General features: G+C 70.8%; 19 protein-coding genes and 1 pseudogene. 4 read left to right on the forward strand and 16 right to left on the reverse strand.

The window, feature by feature from the left end; translation table 11 throughout:
• Nucleotides 1-61: 61 nt before the first annotated feature.
• From EDJALFJO_RS35165 to EDJALFJO_RS23640, 10 genes and pseudogenes are all read right to left on the reverse strand, one after another.
• Nucleotides 62-373, reverse strand: coding sequence for a tyrosine-type recombinase/integrase (locus tag EDJALFJO_RS35165; protein ID WP_369812574.1), 312 nt, complete (start codon nucleotides 371-373; stop codon nucleotides 62-64).
• Nucleotides 322-780: pseudogene (locus EDJALFJO_RS36555) on the reverse strand (replication initiator); the annotation flags it as partial. The gene EDJALFJO_RS35165 and the pseudogene EDJALFJO_RS36555, both read right to left, overlap by 52 nt.
• Before the next feature lie 343 nt (nucleotides 781-1,123).
• Entirely contained in the window at nucleotides 1,124-1,531 is a 408-nt protein-coding gene (locus EDJALFJO_RS23615) for a DUF6188 family protein (RefSeq protein ID WP_088288763.1), read from the reverse strand.
• Between the two features lie 227 nt (nucleotides 1,532-1,758).
• On the reverse strand, nucleotides 1,759-2,106 hold the full coding sequence (locus tag EDJALFJO_RS33690; protein WP_143448738.1) for a hypothetical protein: 348 nt from the start codon (nucleotides 2,104-2,106) through the stop codon (nucleotides 1,759-1,761).
• A 71-nt stretch (nucleotides 2,107-2,177) separates the two neighbouring features.
• Entirely contained in the window at nucleotides 2,178-4,061 is a 1,884-nt protein-coding gene (locus tag EDJALFJO_RS23620) for an IS481 family transposase (protein WP_088288764.1), read from the reverse strand.
• 486 nt (nucleotides 4,062-4,547) lie between these two features.
• Nucleotides 4,548-5,831: an ISL3 family transposase gene (locus EDJALFJO_RS23625; protein WP_088288765.1), complete on the reverse strand. Its 1,284-nt coding sequence runs from the start codon at nucleotides 5,829-5,831 to the stop codon at nucleotides 4,548-4,550.
• A 632-nt stretch (nucleotides 5,832-6,463) separates the two neighbouring features.
• Complete coding sequence (locus EDJALFJO_RS33700) at nucleotides 6,464-7,108, reverse strand: hypothetical protein (protein WP_143448739.1); 645 nt, start codon at nucleotides 7,106-7,108, stop codon at nucleotides 6,464-6,466.
• Between the two features lie 1,062 nt (nucleotides 7,109-8,170).
• Nucleotides 8,171-8,437 (reverse strand): hypothetical protein, encoded by a 267-nt coding sequence (locus tag EDJALFJO_RS23635; protein WP_198950578.1) that lies wholly within the window; start codon nucleotides 8,435-8,437, stop codon nucleotides 8,171-8,173.
• Between the two features lie 11 nt (nucleotides 8,438-8,448).
• Nucleotides 8,449-8,571 carry a hypothetical protein gene (locus EDJALFJO_RS36020; RefSeq protein WP_255392584.1) on the reverse strand — a complete coding sequence of 41 codons (123 nt, stop codon included), beginning with the start codon at nucleotides 8,569-8,571 and terminating at the stop codon, nucleotides 8,449-8,451.
• Nucleotides 8,572-8,577: 6 nt separating this feature from the next.
• Nucleotides 8,578-8,784, reverse strand: coding sequence for a hypothetical protein (locus EDJALFJO_RS23640; RefSeq protein ID WP_143448741.1), 207 nt, complete (start codon nucleotides 8,782-8,784; stop codon nucleotides 8,578-8,580).
• A gap of 223 nt (nucleotides 8,785-9,007) precedes the next feature.
• On the opposite strand from EDJALFJO_RS23640, the gene EDJALFJO_RS23645 reads away from it, so the two are divergent.
• Nucleotides 9,008-9,202 (forward strand): methionine aminopeptidase, encoded by a 195-nt coding sequence (locus tag EDJALFJO_RS23645; protein ID WP_088288768.1) that lies wholly within the window; start codon nucleotides 9,008-9,010, stop codon nucleotides 9,200-9,202.
• Between the two features lie 19 nt (nucleotides 9,203-9,221).
• Here EDJALFJO_RS23645 and EDJALFJO_RS35765 read toward each other — a convergent pair whose 3' ends face one another.
• From EDJALFJO_RS35765 to EDJALFJO_RS23670, 5 genes are all read right to left on the reverse strand, one after another.
• A complete protein-coding gene (locus EDJALFJO_RS35765) occupies nucleotides 9,222-9,584 on the reverse strand; it encodes a hypothetical protein (protein ID WP_088288769.1) in 363 nt (120 codons plus the stop codon).
• A 71-nt stretch (nucleotides 9,585-9,655) separates the two neighbouring features.
• Nucleotides 9,656-10,189, reverse strand: coding sequence for a hypothetical protein (locus EDJALFJO_RS35770; RefSeq protein WP_088288770.1), 534 nt, complete (start codon nucleotides 10,187-10,189; stop codon nucleotides 9,656-9,658).
• Between the two features lie 44 nt (nucleotides 10,190-10,233).
• On the reverse strand, nucleotides 10,234-11,541 hold the full coding sequence (locus tag EDJALFJO_RS35775; protein WP_088288771.1) for an MFS transporter: 1,308 nt from the start codon (nucleotides 11,539-11,541) through the stop codon (nucleotides 10,234-10,236).
• A 101-nt stretch (nucleotides 11,542-11,642) separates the two neighbouring features.
• A complete protein-coding gene (locus tag EDJALFJO_RS23665; RefSeq protein ID WP_088288772.1) occupies nucleotides 11,643-12,644 on the reverse strand; it encodes a TIGR03557 family F420-dependent LLM class oxidoreductase in 1,002 nt (333 codons plus the stop codon).
• Nucleotides 12,632-13,288 carry a DUF2306 domain-containing protein gene (locus tag EDJALFJO_RS23670; protein WP_088288773.1) on the reverse strand — a complete coding sequence of 219 codons (657 nt, stop codon included), beginning with the start codon at nucleotides 13,286-13,288 and terminating at the stop codon, nucleotides 12,632-12,634. Before EDJALFJO_RS23670 ends, EDJALFJO_RS23665 begins: the two co-directional genes overlap by 13 nt.
• A 173-nt stretch (nucleotides 13,289-13,461) precedes the next feature.
• On the opposite strand from EDJALFJO_RS23670, the gene EDJALFJO_RS23675 reads away from it, so the two are divergent.
• From EDJALFJO_RS23675 to EDJALFJO_RS23685, 3 genes are read left to right on the forward strand one after another with little or no spacing between them, the layout of a single operon-like run.
• The gene (locus EDJALFJO_RS23675; protein WP_088288774.1) at nucleotides 13,462-14,457 is read left to right on the forward strand and encodes a TIGR03621 family F420-dependent LLM class oxidoreductase; all 996 of its coding nucleotides are present in this window, start codon (nucleotides 13,462-13,464) and stop codon (nucleotides 14,455-14,457) included.
• Entirely contained in the window at nucleotides 14,454-15,242 is a 789-nt protein-coding gene (locus EDJALFJO_RS23680) for a helical backbone metal receptor (protein WP_088288831.1), read from the forward strand. The genes EDJALFJO_RS23675 and EDJALFJO_RS23680 overlap by 4 nt, the downstream gene beginning before the upstream one ends.
• Entirely contained in the window at nucleotides 15,239-15,661 is a 423-nt protein-coding gene (locus tag EDJALFJO_RS23685; protein ID WP_088288775.1) for a RidA family protein, read from the forward strand. Before EDJALFJO_RS23680 ends, EDJALFJO_RS23685 begins: the two co-directional genes overlap by 4 nt.
• A 21-nt stretch (nucleotides 15,662-15,682) precedes the next feature.
• Here EDJALFJO_RS23685 and panB read toward each other — a convergent pair whose 3' ends face one another.
• Nucleotides 15,683-16,603 (reverse strand): 3-methyl-2-oxobutanoate hydroxymethyltransferase, encoded by a 921-nt coding sequence (gene panB / locus EDJALFJO_RS23690; protein WP_088288776.1) that lies wholly within the window; start codon nucleotides 16,601-16,603, stop codon nucleotides 15,683-15,685.
• Between the last annotated feature and the right edge of the window lies 1 nt (nucleotide 16,604).

The raw sequence follows: 16,604 nt of genomic DNA on the forward strand, positions 1-16,604 counted from the left end.
CGTCCATGACCGAGCAGCCGCAGTTCTGGTTCTACTGCCGGAAGCGGTGCATCTGCGCAGGTCAGACGGCCTGATCCTCGGCCGGGGGCACACCGGGGGCACACCACGCGTCGTCGACAGCCCGGCGCGTGCGGTCCTCGGAGTCCGGCATGAGGTGACCGTAGGTGCTCAAGACGAGGCCGGCGTTCTCGTGCCCGAGCCGCTCGGCGACCGCCACGACGGACTCGCCGGCGGCCAGGAGCAGCGAGGCGTAGTGGTGCCGGAGGTCATGGCTCGACGTCCCGGCCGGCAGCGTGGTGAGGGCGACCCGTTGCCGGAACAGGCCGTCGTAGTAGTCGCTGCGGTAGTGGTTTCCGTGCGTCGTCGCGAACAGGCTCCCGTCGGCCCCGTTGCCGAACTCCGCGAGGTGCTGGGCGGTGCCAGGTCGGGCTCGACGTCCAGGTGCCAACCCTCCCGGCACTGTGCCGCGCGCAGTGCACGGGCCTTCTTCGCGCAGGGCGGGCACACCGTCTGCCGGGTGGAGCCGCAGGGCTGCTCGACCACCTCTGTGGCTCCGGTGTCGAGGTCGACCCGGCGGAGCAGGACCGGCCGGACGCAGACCCCGAACTCGACAGCGACCTTGCGGAGCACCTGCGCCGCACGAGGCTGCCGAGCACGGTCCAGCCGGGAGCCGGGACGCACCCACCCCGAGGCGAGACCCGCCAGCGCCAGCGGATCGACCGGCACAGCACCGACCGCGACGGCGCGGCTCGAAGCATCGAGGACGACGGTCATGCTCATCCACCCCTGACACGACAGAGGGCGTGCCGGGGATGCTGGACCACACCCCGACACGCCCAGCCTGTGGGATGGCCGAACAGTCAGAACCGCTGCGACACGTTGGTAGGCAACGGAATGGTCGCTCGTGTCCAGCCGAACGACCAGCGCCAATGCGCACAAGTGAACGAGGAGAGTGTCGTAGACGGTGACCCTGGCCGGCCCCTAGGGGCCGAGGCGTCGACTTCGGCGAGTGGCAACCATCCCGCCGGCGGATTCGTTGAGTGGCACTCAGCGGATCACCGTGAAACCCACTCTGCCACACCCCACCGACAACCGGGAAGCGGTAGTCAGCGGGCAGAACCGTTCAGGACCAGACTCCCAGGCCACCGCCGGGCAGAGAGATGCACCGGAACGCACCTGGACCTGTGACACCCCACGCCTCATAGTCCTGAGAGACGGGCACGTAGACGTGAACGCCGGAAGAGAAGACGAGTCGAAGACTCCCCGATCGGAAGGCGACGGATGAGAGCACGGTCGTCCCTACCAAGTCGGCAGCCGGACCGGTGTCTCCACTCGATGGCTCGATGGGGATGCGCACTGCACCCGGCGCCTGCAACGGGCCATGAGACAACGTGGCCGCCGTCTCGATCACGAGCTCGGACACCGATCCGACCGACAGCACGAGCCGAAAGTCCGACGTTACGGACTCGATCCGCTCATCCCGAAACGGCAACAGGATGCGGTCGTCCAGATACCTCGGCTCACCGGTCACGAAGCGAATCCTCCCCGACTCCTTGACTCCGGAGGCGGAAGGAGGACACGGAAGGAGGCGGACAACGGAAGGAGGCGTGTGATCCGTCAGTAGAGGTGCGCCAGATTCCCGTCACCTGATGTGCGACAGGTGTCCTAGGAAGCTGAGGATGCCGTCCGCGGCCGGCACGACGAGGCTAGACGGCCGGCAGACGGATGAGTAGACGCGGTCGCAGTCCCGGAGGTGCGTCAGCCTTGGTCGGGAAGGTAGTGGTGCGGGCTTCGCTCCCAGGGCTGTCCTGGCCCTGGCCGTTCTGCCATCCAGCCGGGGGCGAGGTCGGCAAGGTCCTTGAGGCTCGAGTTCAGGGCTACGGCGTGCGCGATGTGCGTAGCTACGCAGGCGTTCGGTTGGTTGGGGTCAGTCCGCCCGTCGCCTACGAGCCAGTTGTTGTCCGAGTCGTGGATCACCAATCGTGCTGGGGACTGCCCTGAGAGCACCGTCCGTTGGACAACTGCACCCAGGCCGTGCGGGAACCTGTTGTCGGTGAAGGGCCACGGCAGCTGCTGGAACATCTCATCGGCGTCGCGCTCGGTCACCGGCTTAGTATCGCTCGGCGCCTCGGGCGGCCAGAGCGTGTGAGCCCTTTCATCGAAGCGGAGCGCAACGGCTACGTCAGAGGGCGGCGGGGGCGTTGTCGGGGTCGGGCAGCCGGATGCTGCGGCTTGTGGTTCCGCACCGCGTCGGTCGTGGTGCGTCGCACGATGTGGACTTCGCCGTCGTTGAGCTCGATCGCCAAGGTGTTCTCCGAAATGGCGATGGTGACCGTCTTACCGGCATGGACGCGGCCGAGGGCGACCTTCTGCCCGACGACCATGACGACGCCGCTGTTCGAGGCGCGACGCTGCACCCGGACCGGTTCAGTGTCCGGTCGCGGCGGGGGGCCGGCGGGTCGCGCGCCCCGAAGTGCTCGGGCTTGCTGGACGGTCAGGGGGTTGGGGCGGGTACGTAGTAGCTCTCGGGTGTGGACGTCGAAGAATGACAGCGTGGAGCCCTCGATGCGGATCCCGATCGAGCGGCCGGCCAGGATCTCCGCGGCGGCGATCGAGTGCCCGCCGAGCAGGACCCGACCGTTGCGGCCCACGCAGCGTTCCACCTCGACCGCCGTCGTGCTCGGATCCGAGGACGGCAGGGGCGGTGGACCGGCTGGCCACGCGCCCTGGGCGGCCAGCCGGGCCAGGTCGTTGACGGACAGGTGAGAGCGCAGGGTCTTCACCCGGGCGCCGTTGATGGACAGGTGCAGCATGTCCGTGTCCGCCCAGAACTTGACGGTCTTGCCCGCGCGGAGCGGGCCGAGCCAGAACTGGCGACCGGCGACGAACAGGTTCCCGCTGGCAGGCACGACCCGGTCGAACTCGACCGGACCGCCCGACCACACCGGAGAGACCCGGTAGCCCGGTCCATCCGTCTGTCCGAGCGGCAGCGACTTCGCTGTCGTCGGCAAGGCAGCCACCGGAGCCGAAGGGTCATCACCCGGCAGAGTCGGAACGGCGGGAGTCGGGGTCAACGCGTCGGGAACCCACAGCGGCACCACGTCCCGCTCGGTGTCCGGTCGTGGTCGGAACCGGTCCGCAGGCACCACGGGGACCCGGTTGTCGAGGCCTTGGTGCGGGCGGTCGTGGTTGTACTCCCGGACCCACGCATCGACTGCGGCCTGGGCCTCGACAATGCTGGTGAACGGTCCCGCGTCGGTGAGGAAGTCCGGGCCGAGAGTGCCGTGGAACCTCTCCACCTTGCCGTTCTGGTTCGGCGACGCGGGCTGGGTCAGCCGGTGGCTGATCCCGTTGTGCCGGCAGATCTTGTCGAACAGCACCTCCCCGCCCTTACCAAACCGGTCGGTGAACTGCTTCCCGTTGTCGGTGATCACCTCTGCCGGGACACCGAACCGGGCCAGCGCCGTCGCGAACGCCAGACACACGGCACGACCGGTCGCTCGTTCCACGACCGAGGCCATCACGCAGTACCGGGAATGGTCATCGACCCCGGTCACCACCTTCACGACCCGGACCTCGCCGGTCCGCACATCGACCAGCTCGACGCCGTCGACGATGTCGATGCCCCACAGCTGCATCGGCTCCGGGCGCTCGAACCGCGTGTAGGACGACCGCGGACGCTTCCGGGGACGATGGACCAGCAGCCCCTGCCGGTACAGGATCCGGTCGATCGTCCGCTCTGACGGCACCACGACGCCGGCCACCGGCTTGCGGAGCAGCTCGAGCCGGATCCGGGTCGACCCCCACCGCGGATGGGCGCGTCGCATCTCCGCGACCGTCGCCTCCACCTCTGGTGACACCTGATGCGGGCACGACTTCGGCCGATGCGACCGGTCGGCCAGCCCCGGCAGCTGCGAGGTCAGATACCTGCCCACCCACCGGTGCAGCGTGGACCGGGACACCCCGACCGACTCAGCGACCTCCGTCACTGCCGCTCCGGCCAACACCGCCCGGACAGCGTCCAACCGCTGCTCGACCATCGACAACACGACCAGTGCCAATCCCGGCCCCTCCAGCCCAGACGTCCCACGGAGACGACTGGCCAGACTGGCCGATCATGAACCACTGTCGCGCATCACCTGACGCTCACCTGTCGCACATCACCCGACGCAGGACACAACGGAAGGAGGCGCTGTTGCTGAATCTGCCAATGACATATCAAGGGCGGCCGCTCCGCGGCCGCCGGCGCCGCGCCTTGCCCTCCCGCTCCGCTCCGGGCCGGCGCGCGCGGTGGGACTCGATGTGGTGGCAGGGAGCGGTAGCGGCCTGTCGACGAAGATGGGTCAGAGGACGGCGCTCAGAGCCTGGTAGCGGCGGTAGCCGTACTGTTCGCCAGCTTCCCACTCCACGGTGACAGCCTCACCGGCCTGCAGCTGGCGGTAGCCGTCCATCCTTTACACGGACCAGTGGACCCTGCAGCCGCCCGGCAGCTCCGGCGCGTCGAGGACACCCCAGCCGATTTCAGGCTCTGCTGACTGATCCGTGGGTCATGTCCGGCCGGGAAGTGCGGGGCGGTGGCCGCCGAGGTTGAGCATGGCCAGGGCGATGAGGGCGTCGGGGCTGGCGAAGCCGAACGCCATCCGGGTGATGAGTCGGATCTTTGTGTTGACGGACTCGATGAGTCCGTTGGACAGGTGGTGCTCGATCGAGGCGAGGATCGTGTCGCGGTGCTCGACGATGGTCCGCTGGAGTTTGACGAAGCGTGGGATCCGGCAGCGGCGGGCCCAGCTGATCCAGGCGTCGAGGGCGGGGACGGCCTCGTCGAAGGGCAGTTGGAACACCAGCCGTAGTCCTTCCTTGAGCAGGTAGGCGCGGTGCAGGCGGGGTTCGGCCTTGGTGATCCAGTCGAGCTTGGCTTGTTGCCGGGTGGTGAGGTGCTCGGGGTTCTTCCAGAGCGCGAACCGGGCGCCCTTCAACGCTTTCGCGTGCCCGGCGGCCTCCACCCGCAGGCCGGCCGCGCGCCGGGCGCGGCGGGCGCGGGCGTCGTCGCGGGCGGCGTTCCACGCCTCGCGGCGGACCTCGTCGAGGGCTTGGGTGGCCCACCGGACGACGTGGAACGGGTCGGCGCAGCGGACCGCGTTCGGGCACCGTTGCGTGACGACGTCACCGATCCAGTTCGCGCCGTCGGCGCTGACGTGGGTGAGCAGGGCGCAGCGCTCGGGGCCGAGGGCGTCGAAGAACGCCCGCAGGGTGGCCTGGTCGCGGCCGGCGGCGACCCACACCAGCCGTCCGGTGTCGTGGTCGACGACCACGGTCAGGTACTTGTAGTTGCGCTTGTAGGAGATCTCGTCGATCCCGATCCGGCGCAGCCCGTCGAACAGGTCCAACCCGGCGGTGGTGTCGGCCCAGACCCGGCTGATGATCGAACCGACCGTCCGCCACGCGATCCGCGCCAGCTGCGTGACCGCGGTCTTGGAGCACTGCGTGGCCAGCCAGGCGACCTGCTGGTCGAACCCGTACGTGTGGCCGGCGCCGTGCCGGGCCCAGGGCACCTGACGCACGGTCGGTCCGTGCTGGCGGCAGTTCACCCGCGGTGCGTCGGCCTCCAGGAACACCCGGGTGGTGCCCCAGTCCAGACCCCGCCAGCGGCGCCGGCCCTCACCCCGGTCGAACCAGGCAGCCCGCGCCCCGCACCGCCCGCACCGACCACGGGCACCTCGTCGCGGTCGGACATGAACCACGACCACGTCGTCCCCCTGGTCGTACTCGACGTCCTCGACCACGGTGTTCTCGACGCCCAACAGGGCGCCCCATAGGCTTGCTCGACGCACGCCGTTCCTCGCTCACAGGTGACTGACCCTAGACAAGCCAGAAACCTAGGCCGGGAACGGCGTGCACCCGTCTCCGACGCCACCGACCACCCACGGAAACGTCAATAGAGCCCGATTATTTCCGGGGTCGAAGCTGCGGACCACTGCCTGGCTCCTTCCCGTCCGAAAGCTCACGACGGGGAGGGTAGCGACCAACCGGTCAGAGCCAGGCAGGCTTTCGTTCGGCCCGCGCGGGACATGTCATCGGGTCCCGTTCGTGTGACGCGCGGGGCCGATCGCCTCAGTCTCGCGACTCACCTTCCGGTACCACCGCCGAACCCCGACAACCCCCAGGTTCCGGTCGGTGCCGGGAAGGTGCTCACCGCACCTGCGCGTGGCCGAGTCCTCGAGGTGGGTGGGAGTTGCTCGGCGAGCCTCCCCGACGGAGGTACCTCCCGCCTGACGGCAAGGGGATGAACCGCCCCCCTTGCCGCCAGCTCCCACCTGTTAGACCAAGACCAGGCGAGGAACGCCCGACGAGCCAGCCCAACCAGAACGACCCGGACGTCGCCGCCCACTCGAAAGTCATCGGCACTGTTTCGGGCTACTCGAGTCCGCCCGACCAACGAACATTCAAGTCATGAAGGCTTCAATCAGTTCGTCCCTCCGCCAACAACAGCCACCTTCGGCTCCGCCGCCTCAATGTCGGCGGAAGCAGCCTCTACGGACCGACCTGCCCACAACTTGGCCAATTCCGTGTCTTGACGCTCCGCCGGAGTCACTATGCCCGACGACACCGGGAAGACTGCGTATGGCATGTCTGGGACGATTCTTCCGGTGGAGTCTCGGGTCACCGGCATCAGATAGTTCTGCCCAATCTCCACCCAAGTCGACCCATCGACCACCAACTTACTGCGTTTGCCGTTGTGCGTGACCCAACCAGCCCAAACTGCATCGAATTGCAGGGGAGGTGCGGCAGCGTCGGGACGCCGCCAAAGAGTTTCCGCTACCTCAAAACTGATCACCCGATAGATCCAGAGTTCACCCGCTGCGACACGCGCGGGAGGAGCCGGATCGGTCTCTTCCTTTGCTGTCACGGCAGTGACAAGCAGCACTGCATCCGCATGCCTCACAAGATCCTCCAACGTATCGGAGGGATAGAGCGTCGCCCCGTCGGCGTAGACCACCGGGGGCAAGTCGCGAGTGTCATTGCCGCGGTGGATCACGGCGAAGGAAAGCACTGCGAGCGCAAGGCTTACCGCCAGGCCCGACACCCAAGCGATCTGAACTCTTCTCATCGTTGTCCACCCTGATTTCGGCCTGTTCCGCAGGGACATCCCGCGACGGCGAACGGCACGGCCCATGTCACACATGATCCTTCCTCAAGCAGTCTGGATCGCCTTAGTATGTGCCGTTGATCTGCCCAACGTTAAGGAGCCCGAGTGCCGCCGGCATGGTCGAGTCGATACTCTTGCGCAGGCACTGCAGTGAAGAGTCCTGATTCCCCATGGCGGGGCTCGCATTATCACCGTGTACGAGCCCTACGGCGTGCCCAGACTCGTGGCAGATAAGCGTCAGGAACGGTGTGCTCATGGAGAAAGTGACGTACTCCTGATCGCACTGCGTCGACGAGATGGCGTCGTCGCAGATCGTTAGTCCGATAAGGCCACCCTGTAATGTTCCCTGCCTATAGATTATGTCGGTTTCGGCCGACCCTGTATACACTGGCGAACTCGTGAAGTTCACCGTGAGTACAGTTGGTTCAAATTGTCCTTCGAGCACTGAGTTAATGTTTGAACGTCCCGTTGCTGAGATAGTTGCCTCGTCGAACCACACCAATGTCGCATTGTCCGTCCGACAGAAGAGAGAGCCATCCGCGCAATTCCAATTGGTGTTCGGGGTATGGAACATGTTGTCCTGCGCGGCGAGTGCCGGAGCGGGCGCCAGGCTCAACGTCACAACCGACAAGAGTGCAGCAAGAATTGACCGGCGCCTACGTGGATTGCGCATCTGTAGCCCTCCTCCAGGTGTGGCCAGCATGATCGCGCTAGTCGAGGGCGTCAAGGACCGGGCGCAGATGATCCCGATGACCGTGACCGAACGTTGGCTGTCAACGGCAGTCTCTTGACTCCGACCGGACAGTTCACCGCGGCCGACATAGAAGCCAGCGCCTTGTGGTCATCGCAGGGAGCAGTGACCGTCGCGTCAGACATGGATACTAGAACGGACTCAAGACCTCGCCGTGGGGATGCCAATCGACCATATTCAGACGAGTCGACTGGGCACGAATCGGCAGGCCAATGGCGGTTGTCCACGATCGACAGCTAGCGTCGGCCCGGAGTCTGCGGGTTGAGGGCCGCTCAGCCAGCTCCCAGAAGGACCAGCCCATGATGGTCGACGAAGTCCTGGTAGTCCTTGACGTTCAACGTCGCGAGCGGCCGGCCCTCGAAGAGGCAGCACGCCGCGTTCCACATGTCGTTGACCGGTCGCGGTCGGCCGGCGCGGCGGGTGGCGGCGGACAGCCGGCCCCAGATCCGGGCGACCTCCTCGTCGTAGCCGATGACCGGAACCGTCTCCAGCCACGCGTCGAGGAGGTCGGTGCTCTTGCGGCCCCAGCTGCGGGCCACCGTCCACTCCGTCAGCTCCCCGAGCGCACGAAGGTGATGCACGGCGCGTACGGCGCGAGCTGACCGAGGACCTTGGGGGAGAGGCGGCGGCGGATGAGGTTCGAGACGACCGTGTCGAGGGCTACGTAGTCCACCTGGGGCTAGACCGTCCCCAGCCGTCGGCCCTCGCGGACGTACTCGAGGAACTCGTCGAGCTCGCCGGGCTCCGCTAAGAGCTCCTCGCGGGCGTAGAAGGACCCGTCGCCGATCGGGCGGGTGCCCTTGGCCGCCGCCTGCTCGTCGAGGGTGGCCCGCCGCTGCTTCCACCGGTCGGGCGCGGGCGTCGGGTGCTCAGCACCGGTCGTCATCGCGACCACCTCCAGTTCGCTCGGGACGACTGCTGAAACAAGTCTCGCACCCAGGACCCTTCCCCGGCGAGCGGCTGCCGGGGGCGCGTCGGGGGCACACGGGGGCACGCCAGGGGCGCAGGAGCCTGTCCGGCGCTGACAGCCGACGACCGACCATCACGAACGTTTCCGCAGGTCAGCACGTGTTCTGGCGGCATCGGACGAGGTCACCTAGGCTGCCGATATGGAGCAGCCCCAGTTCTGGTTCAACATCCGCACCGGCAAGGTCGAGACGGAGTACGACAAGAACCAGGGCAAGGACCTCATGGGGCCCTACGCCAGCGAGGCCGAGGCGGCGCAGTCGCTGGCGAAGGCCGCCGAACGGACCGAGTCGTGGGACGAGGAGGACCGCCGCTGGCGCGAGGGCGACGAGGCCTGAGCCCACGACCTGCCGCGGCTCAGTGCCGGGCGAAGTAGGCCAGCGCGTTCTGCTTGTCGGGGAACGCCGGCGCACCGAGACCGCCCCCGACCAGCTGCAGCCCGCGGAGCACCGCCCGGCCGATGCCGTCCATGCCGATGAATGCCGAGCGCACCCCGTGCGCCGACATCGGACCGCGCATGGCCGCCTTCACCGCGGTCAGGAACTCGCTCGTGGGCTTATGGTTCGGGTCGACGTGTACGAGCACCCGAACCCCGTGCTCAGCCGCCGCGACGAGCCTGAGGGTCTCCTCCAGGGTCGCCATGTCCTGCTCGTGCGTATGGCCGCGGTAGTCCGCGAGCAGGTAGCGCAGCCCGTTCTCCTCCTGCCAGCTGCACGCCATGACCGACCTCCCTCGAATGGCGGCGTCTCCACCTCTGCGAGCCCTATCGGCTGCCGGGGCCGCCGACTTGATCAGACGGTGGGCCGGGCCTGCCGGCGCCGCCGGTCGGTGAACGTCTCGCGGTAGCGGTTGAGCAGGGACAGCAACTCGTCCTGGTCGAGGCCGCCGTAGCCCGCGGGCACCGTCGTGGGGTAGCCGAAGCGGCCGCGCAGCCGGCGCCGCGTCCGGTCGTCGGGCGCGTGCCGGTAGGCCCGGTTCTGGAACCCGACCCCGGCGCCGGCAGGGCTGAACCGCACGCAGTCCTCCCAGGTCTCGCTCTGCCGTACCCGGAACGCGCCGACCTCGGTGACGCCGTCGGCGTCGACGACGAGCCGGGCCGGGCGCACGAGGTCGACCACGGACGACGCGACGAACCACCCGAGCGCACCGAGGACGACGGCCGCGCCGGCGACCCACCACAGCGACCCCGCGGCGTCGTCGGCACCGGCCGCCACGACGCCGCCGCACCCGAGCGTCAGGACGACCGCGAGCGCGAGGGTGGCGACCCGGTTGCGGCGCGCCATGACGAGCTCGACCCGGGGGAGCGACGGCGGGTCCTGCGGCACGTCTCCAGGATCGCCCGTGGCGGTGACCATGCGCAGGCGTTCGGCTACGTCGCGTCGGGGCGGACGGCGTCCGCCCCGGGGAGCGTCTCGTCCGCCCGGCGGGCCCGCTCCTCGCGCAGGTCCCGCTCGCGGACGGCGTGCTCGTCGGTCCGGGCGTCGTAGCCCCAGAACTCGCGCAGCCAGGCCGCGGTCGCGACGACACCGACCGCGCAGAGCACCCCGCCGCTGACGATCGACGTCCGGACGCCGAACCCGTCCGCGACGACCCCGGCCCGCACCTGGCCGCCGAGCGGACCCACCGAGTACGAGAGCATCTCGATGCCCGCGAGCCGGCCGCGGCGCTCGTCGGGGATGGTCTGGTTCCAGATGATCTGCCGGAACAGGGCGCTCACCATGTCGGCCGCCCCGGCCAGCGCGAAGAAGACGAGCACGAGCCACGCGGCCGACGCGAGACCGGCCGCCGCGGTCGCCAGCCCCCAGCAGGCCGCGGCGACGACGACGACCCTTCCGTGGTGGTGCACGCGCGCCGTCCAGCCGCTCGTCGCCGTCGCGACGAGGCTGCCCGCCGTCCCCGCGCTGTAGAGCAGGCCGAGGAGCTCGGGCTGCCGGAGCACGTCGGTCGCGAACGCCGGGAAGAGCACGACGGGCATGGCGAGGAACATCGCGACCATGTCGATGACGTACGTGCCGAGCAGGTCGCGCCGGCCGGCCGCGTAGCGGATCCCCTCGACGATCCCGGCGACGCTCGGCGGCGTCCCGCCGTCCGTGACGGGGGCCGGGCGCAGGCCGACGTAGAGCACGGCGGCGACCGAGAGCCCGACGACGTCCACCGCGTACGCCCACGTCGCACCGCCCGAGGCGAGGATGAGCCCACCGATCGCCGGCCCGGCGAGCAGCCCGGTCTGCATCCCGATCGACGAGAGCGCCAGCGCCCCGGGCAGCTCGTCGTGCCGGACGACGCGCGGCAGCAGCGCCTCCCGGCTCGGCCGGTGCGCGGCGGTCACGGCGGACAGCAGGGCGCCGACGACGTACAGCGCCCAGACCTGCGGGGTCGGCAGGTGCGCGTTGACGAGGAGCAGCGCCGTGAGCGCGACCTGGGCGACGGTCGTCGTGACGAGCACGGTGCGGCGGTCGTAGTGGTCGGCGATCGCCCCGCCCCAGAGGCCGAACACGACGAGCGGCACGAGCTCGACAGCGCCGAGCATGCCGACCGCGAGGTTCGACCCGGTCAGGGCGTAGAGCTGCCAGGGCAGCGCGACGTAGGTGACCATCGCGCCGAGGTAGGTCACGGTGCCGGCGACGAGGAGCAGCCGGAAGTCGCGCGACGTCCGCAGAGGCGTGAGGTCGACCATCGGCAGGCGGGGGAGGCGGGGCACGAGCGGTCAGCCTCTCAAGCCGGTGGTGGTGATCGCATCCGGGTATCCGCCCGGCCGGAGGTCAGGAGGTGCCCGGGTCAGCGGTGCAGCTTGGGGAGCACCTCGCGGCCGAAGACCTCGATCCACTCGGCCTGGTTGCGGCCCACGTTGTGCAGGTAGACGCGGTCGAAGCCGAGGTCGCAGAACTTCTGGATCGCGGCCCGGTGCACGTCGGGGTCGCTGGAGATGACCATGCGGCCCTCGAAGTCCTCCGGGCGGACGAGCTTGGCCATCTGCTCGAAGTCGAACGGGGAGCGGATGTCGGCCTTGGGGAACTTCATCCCGCCGTTGGGCCACTGGTCCATCGCGTTCGCCAGCGCCTCCTCGTCGGTCGGCGCCCACGACAGGTGCAGCTGGAGCACGCGCGGCATCGTGTCCGGGTCCTTGCCGGCCTCCCGGGCGCCCTCGGCGAACTTGTCGAAGAGGCCGCCGATCTTCTCCAGCGGGGCCCCGACGGTGATGATCCCGTCGGCGAACTTGCCGGTCTTCTTCGCGTTGATCGGGCCGGCCGTCGCCACGAGGATCGGCGGCGCCTGCTCGGGCATCGTCCACAGCCGGGTCGACTCCATCTTGAAGAACCGGCCGTCGTGCTTGACGTCCTTGTTCGCCAGCGAGGCGTCGAAGAGCTTGCGGATGACCTCGATGGCCTCCCACATGCGGAGCGACCGCTCGCCGGCCTCGGGCCAGTACCCCGGCACGACGTGCTCGTTGAGCGCCTCGCCCGACCCGAGGCCCAGCCACGACCGGCCCGGGTACATCGCCTCGGTGGTCGCCGCGGCCTGGGCGACGACCGCCGGGTGGAAGCGGAAGGACGGGCACGTCACGCCCGGGCCCAGGTCGCCGCGGGTGCGCTCGCCGACGGCGGCCAGGACGCTCCACACGAACGACGCCTCACCCTGCGCGGGCACCCAGGGCTGGAAGTGGTCGGCGGCCATGCAGCCGGAGAAGCCGTGCTCCTCGGCGAGCACCTGGTATCCCACGACCTCCTGGGGTGCGAACTGCTCGAGCATCGCGGCGTAGCCGATCGTCAGGTCTGCCATGCGGCCGAGATTAGCCGGACGTCGTCCCGCCCGCCCGACCGGTCACGGGTGAGCGCCCACGCCACGGCGAGGTTCGGCACCCACGCCAGCCAGGCGATCGCGGCGTAGGCCTGGGCGAAGGTCCCCGGGGCGAGGCCCGCGGCGTCCAGGCCGGACCAGGCGCCGAGGTAGAGCCGCAGGGTGACGGCGGCGAAGGTCAGGGCGACGGCGCGGACCATCCAGCGCCGGTGGGTCGCGACGTCCCGGCGGCGGGCGGCCCGGACCCCGAGCACCGTCGTCGTCAGCCAGGCGGCGGCCAGCGCGGCGAACCCGGCCCGGGCCACCGGCCCGCCGAACGCCGTCGGCGCGAGCGCGAGCCCGCCGACGCCACCGACGAGGACGCCGAGGCCGAACAGCCGCCCGAGCACCCGGTGCACCCGTGGCACGCGGCGGCGCAGCGTGCGGGACAGCTGCCACGGCGCGGTCGCCAGCGCGAGCATCGCGCCCGTGACGTGCAGGTACAGCGGCACCTGGTGGGCCAGGTACACGGCGCGCTGCTCGTCGAAGTACAGCGCGGGGTCGAAGCGCAGGTACGCCGACGCGACGAGGACGACGAGCGTCGACAGCAGCGTGGCGAGGGCCCAGAGGAGGCGGCGTCCGGTCATGCCTCGACGATCTCGGCCCGTGCGGCGCCGTCCCACCGGGCCCGCCCCCGGGCCGGGCCGGGGGACAACCCCCGGAGGGCGCTGCGGCCGGCCCGACGCCGGTGGGCGGCCGGGCTACGCGATGAGCGAACGGGTGTCGACGCCGGGCCCCGCGGTCTGCGCAGGATGGGCCCATGACGGACCCGGCCTCCTCGGCGACCCCGCTCCCGCTCTTCGGCGTCAACCTCGGCCGGCTCGCCGACCCTGCGTCAGGCCCCGCGCCGGCCGGCCCGCCGGGGGACGACGCGGCCGGGGTGCCGGCCGGTCCGGTCGCGGCGGCCCGCTGGGCCGAGGAGAACGGGCTCGACGTCGTCACGGCGGCCGACCACGTCGGCGCACCGTCGCCCTTCCTCCAGCTCGCGGCCGCGGCGGCGGTCACGTCGCGGGTACGCCTGCGCACGTACGTCCTCGACTACGGCTTCTGGAACCCCGTCCTCCTCGCGCGGGACGTCGCGACGCTCGACGTCGTCTCCGGCGGCCGGGTCGACCTCGGGCTCGGCGCCGGGCACATGCCGAAGGAGCACGAGAGGGCCGGGCTGCCGTTCCCGCGGTACGCGGACCGGCTCGCCGAGCTCGACGCGTTCGCGACCGCCGTCCGCGACGCGCTCGCCGCCGACGACCAGGCGCCCAAACCGGTGCAGCGGCCGGTCCCGCTGTTCATCGCCGCGATGTCGCCGCGCGGGCTGGACGTCGCGGCCCGGCACGGCAGCGTCGTCGGTCTCGCCGGCGCGGTGCAGCTCGCCGGTCGGCCCGCGGGCACCTTCGGGCTCGCGTCGTCCGCGCAGACCGACGAGCGGGTCGCCGAGGTCCGGGCCGCGAGGGCGGCGCGCGGGCAGCAGCCGGCGACCTTCGACGTCCTGCTCCAGATGGTCTCCCTCGGGAAGGACCCGCAGGAGAGCGCCGAGGCGCTCGCCGCCGAGTGGCGCGCCGAGGGCGACGAGATCACGACCGCCGAGCTGCTCGACACGCCGTTCCTGCTCTTCGCCCGCACCGCCGAGGACGCCGCCGCCGAGCTCGAGCGGCGCACGCTGCGGTGGGGCGTGTCGTCGTGGTGCACCCACACGCCGTCCGGGGTGCCGCTCGCGCAGGTCGCGGCGGCGTACCGGGCCCGCGCGGCGGCGCCCGCGTGAGGTCGCTCGTCGACGACACCGGGCGCGACGTCGTCGTCCCGGACGACGTCACGCGGGTCGTCTCGATCGTCCCGTCGCTCACCGAGTCGGTCGCGGCGACCGCCCCCGGGCTGCTCGTCGCGGCCACCGACTGGTGCACGTACCCGGCGGACCTCGACGTCGTGCGGGTCCGGGGCACGAAGAACCCGGACGTCGCGCGGATCGTCGACCTCGCGCCCGACCTCGTGCTCGCGAACGCCGAGGAGAACCGCGACCCCGATCTCGACCGGTTGCGCGCCGCGGGGGTCGCGGTGTGGGTCACCGACATCCGTACCGTCTCCGGCGCGCACCCGGCGCTCGGCCCCGACGGGTCGCTCGCGCGGATGCTCGACGCGTGCGGGCTCGCCCGGCCCGGCTGGCTCGACGCGGCGGACGCCGCGTGGGCCGCCGTCCGCCCGGCTGCGCCCCGGAGGCGGGCCGTCGTCCCGATCTGGCGCCGGCCGTGGATGGCCGTCGGCCGGGACACGTTCACCGGCGACGTGCTCGCCCGGCTCGGCGTCGACAACGCGCTCGACGGCGACCCCGAGCGCTACCCGAAGGTCGACCTCGACGGGCTCGCCGGGCGGGTCGGCGGGTTCGACGTCGTCGTCCTGCCCGACGAGCCGTACCTGTTCACCGCGGACGACGGCCCGGAGGCCTTCCCCGGCGTGGAGTCCGTGCTCGTCTCAGGGCGACTGCTCACCTGGTACGGGCCGTCGCTCGTCGACGCGGCCCGGGACCTGCCGGGCCTGCTCGGCACCCCATGACCCCCAGCGGACAGGAGAACCCGGTGCACCTCGACCACATCGCCGCCCCGGACGGCGTCGCCCCGGGGCGCGGCTACACCCAGGTCGTCACCGGCCGCGGGCGCCTCGTCGCCGTGTCCGGCCAGATCGCCCAGGACGCCGACGGCGCCCTCGTCGGCGAGGGCGACGTGGCGGCGCAGGCGCGGCAGGTCTTCGCGAACCTCGGGAGCTGCCTGCGTGCTGCGGGCGCGACGTTCGCGGACGTCGTCAAGCTGACGGTCTTCGTGCTGGACGCAGCCAGCCTTCCGGCCGTCCGCGCGGCGCGCGACGAGGTCGTCGACACCGCGCGTCCGCCGGCGAGCAGCGCCGTCGTCGTCGCAGGGCTCTTCGCTCCCAGCTACCTGCTGGAGATCGAGGCGCTGGCCGTCGTCGCGGACTGAGCCCCGGCGGTCGACCGCGGCTCACGCGTCGAACGAGTGCTCCGCCGCCGGGAACGTGCCGCCGCGGACGTCGTCCGCGTACGCCTTGGCCGCCTCGAGCATGACGCCGTGCAGGTCCGCGTAGCGCTTGACGAAGCGTGGCGCCTTGCCGGTCCGCAGGCCCATCATGTCCTGCCAGACGAGCACTTGGCCGTCGCAGTCCGGGCCGGCGCCGATACCGATCGTGGGGATCGCGAGCGCCTTCGTCACCTCGGCGGCGGCCGGCGCGGGGACCATCTCGAGGACGATCGCGAAGGCACCCGCGGCCTCGAGCGCCACGGCGTCCGCGACGAGCTTCTCGACGCCGCTCGACCCGCGGCCCTGCACCCGGTAGCCGCCGAGGGCGTGCTCGCTCTGCGGCGTGAACCCGATGTGCGCCATGACGGGGATGCCGGCGCCGACGACGTTCTCGACGCTCGGCGCGACCCGGGCGCCGCCCTCGAGCTTCACCGCGTGGGCGAGGCCCTCCTTCATCATCCGCATGCTCGTCGCGAGCGCCTGGTCCGGCCCGGCCTGGTACGAGCCGAACGGCAGGTCGGCGACGACGAGGCTGCGCCGGGCGCTGCGGGTCACGGCGCGCACGAGCGGGACGAGCTCGTCGACCGTCACCGGGACGGTCGTCTCGTAGCCGAGGACGTTGTTCGCCGCCGAGTCGCCGACGAGGAGCACCGGGATGCCGGCCTCCTCGAAGATCGCCGCCGAGTACTGGTCGTAGGCCGTGAGCATCGCGAACTTCTCGCCGCGCTGCTTGAGCTCGCGCAGGTGGTGGATCCGCACCCGGCGCGGGGGAGGGACGGCGCCCGGCGCCGCGGCGTCCGGGACGATGACGCGCCCGCCGTACGGGTTGGGCTGCTCGGCGCCGGAGGTGCCTGCGGCGTCCGGGGCCGGGGTCTGCTCGGTCATG

This window comes from Kineosporia sp. A_224, from assembly GCF_002198655.1.
In the GTDB taxonomy this organism is placed as follows: Bacteria; Actinomycetota; Actinomycetes; order Actinomycetales; family Kineosporiaceae; genus R-H-3.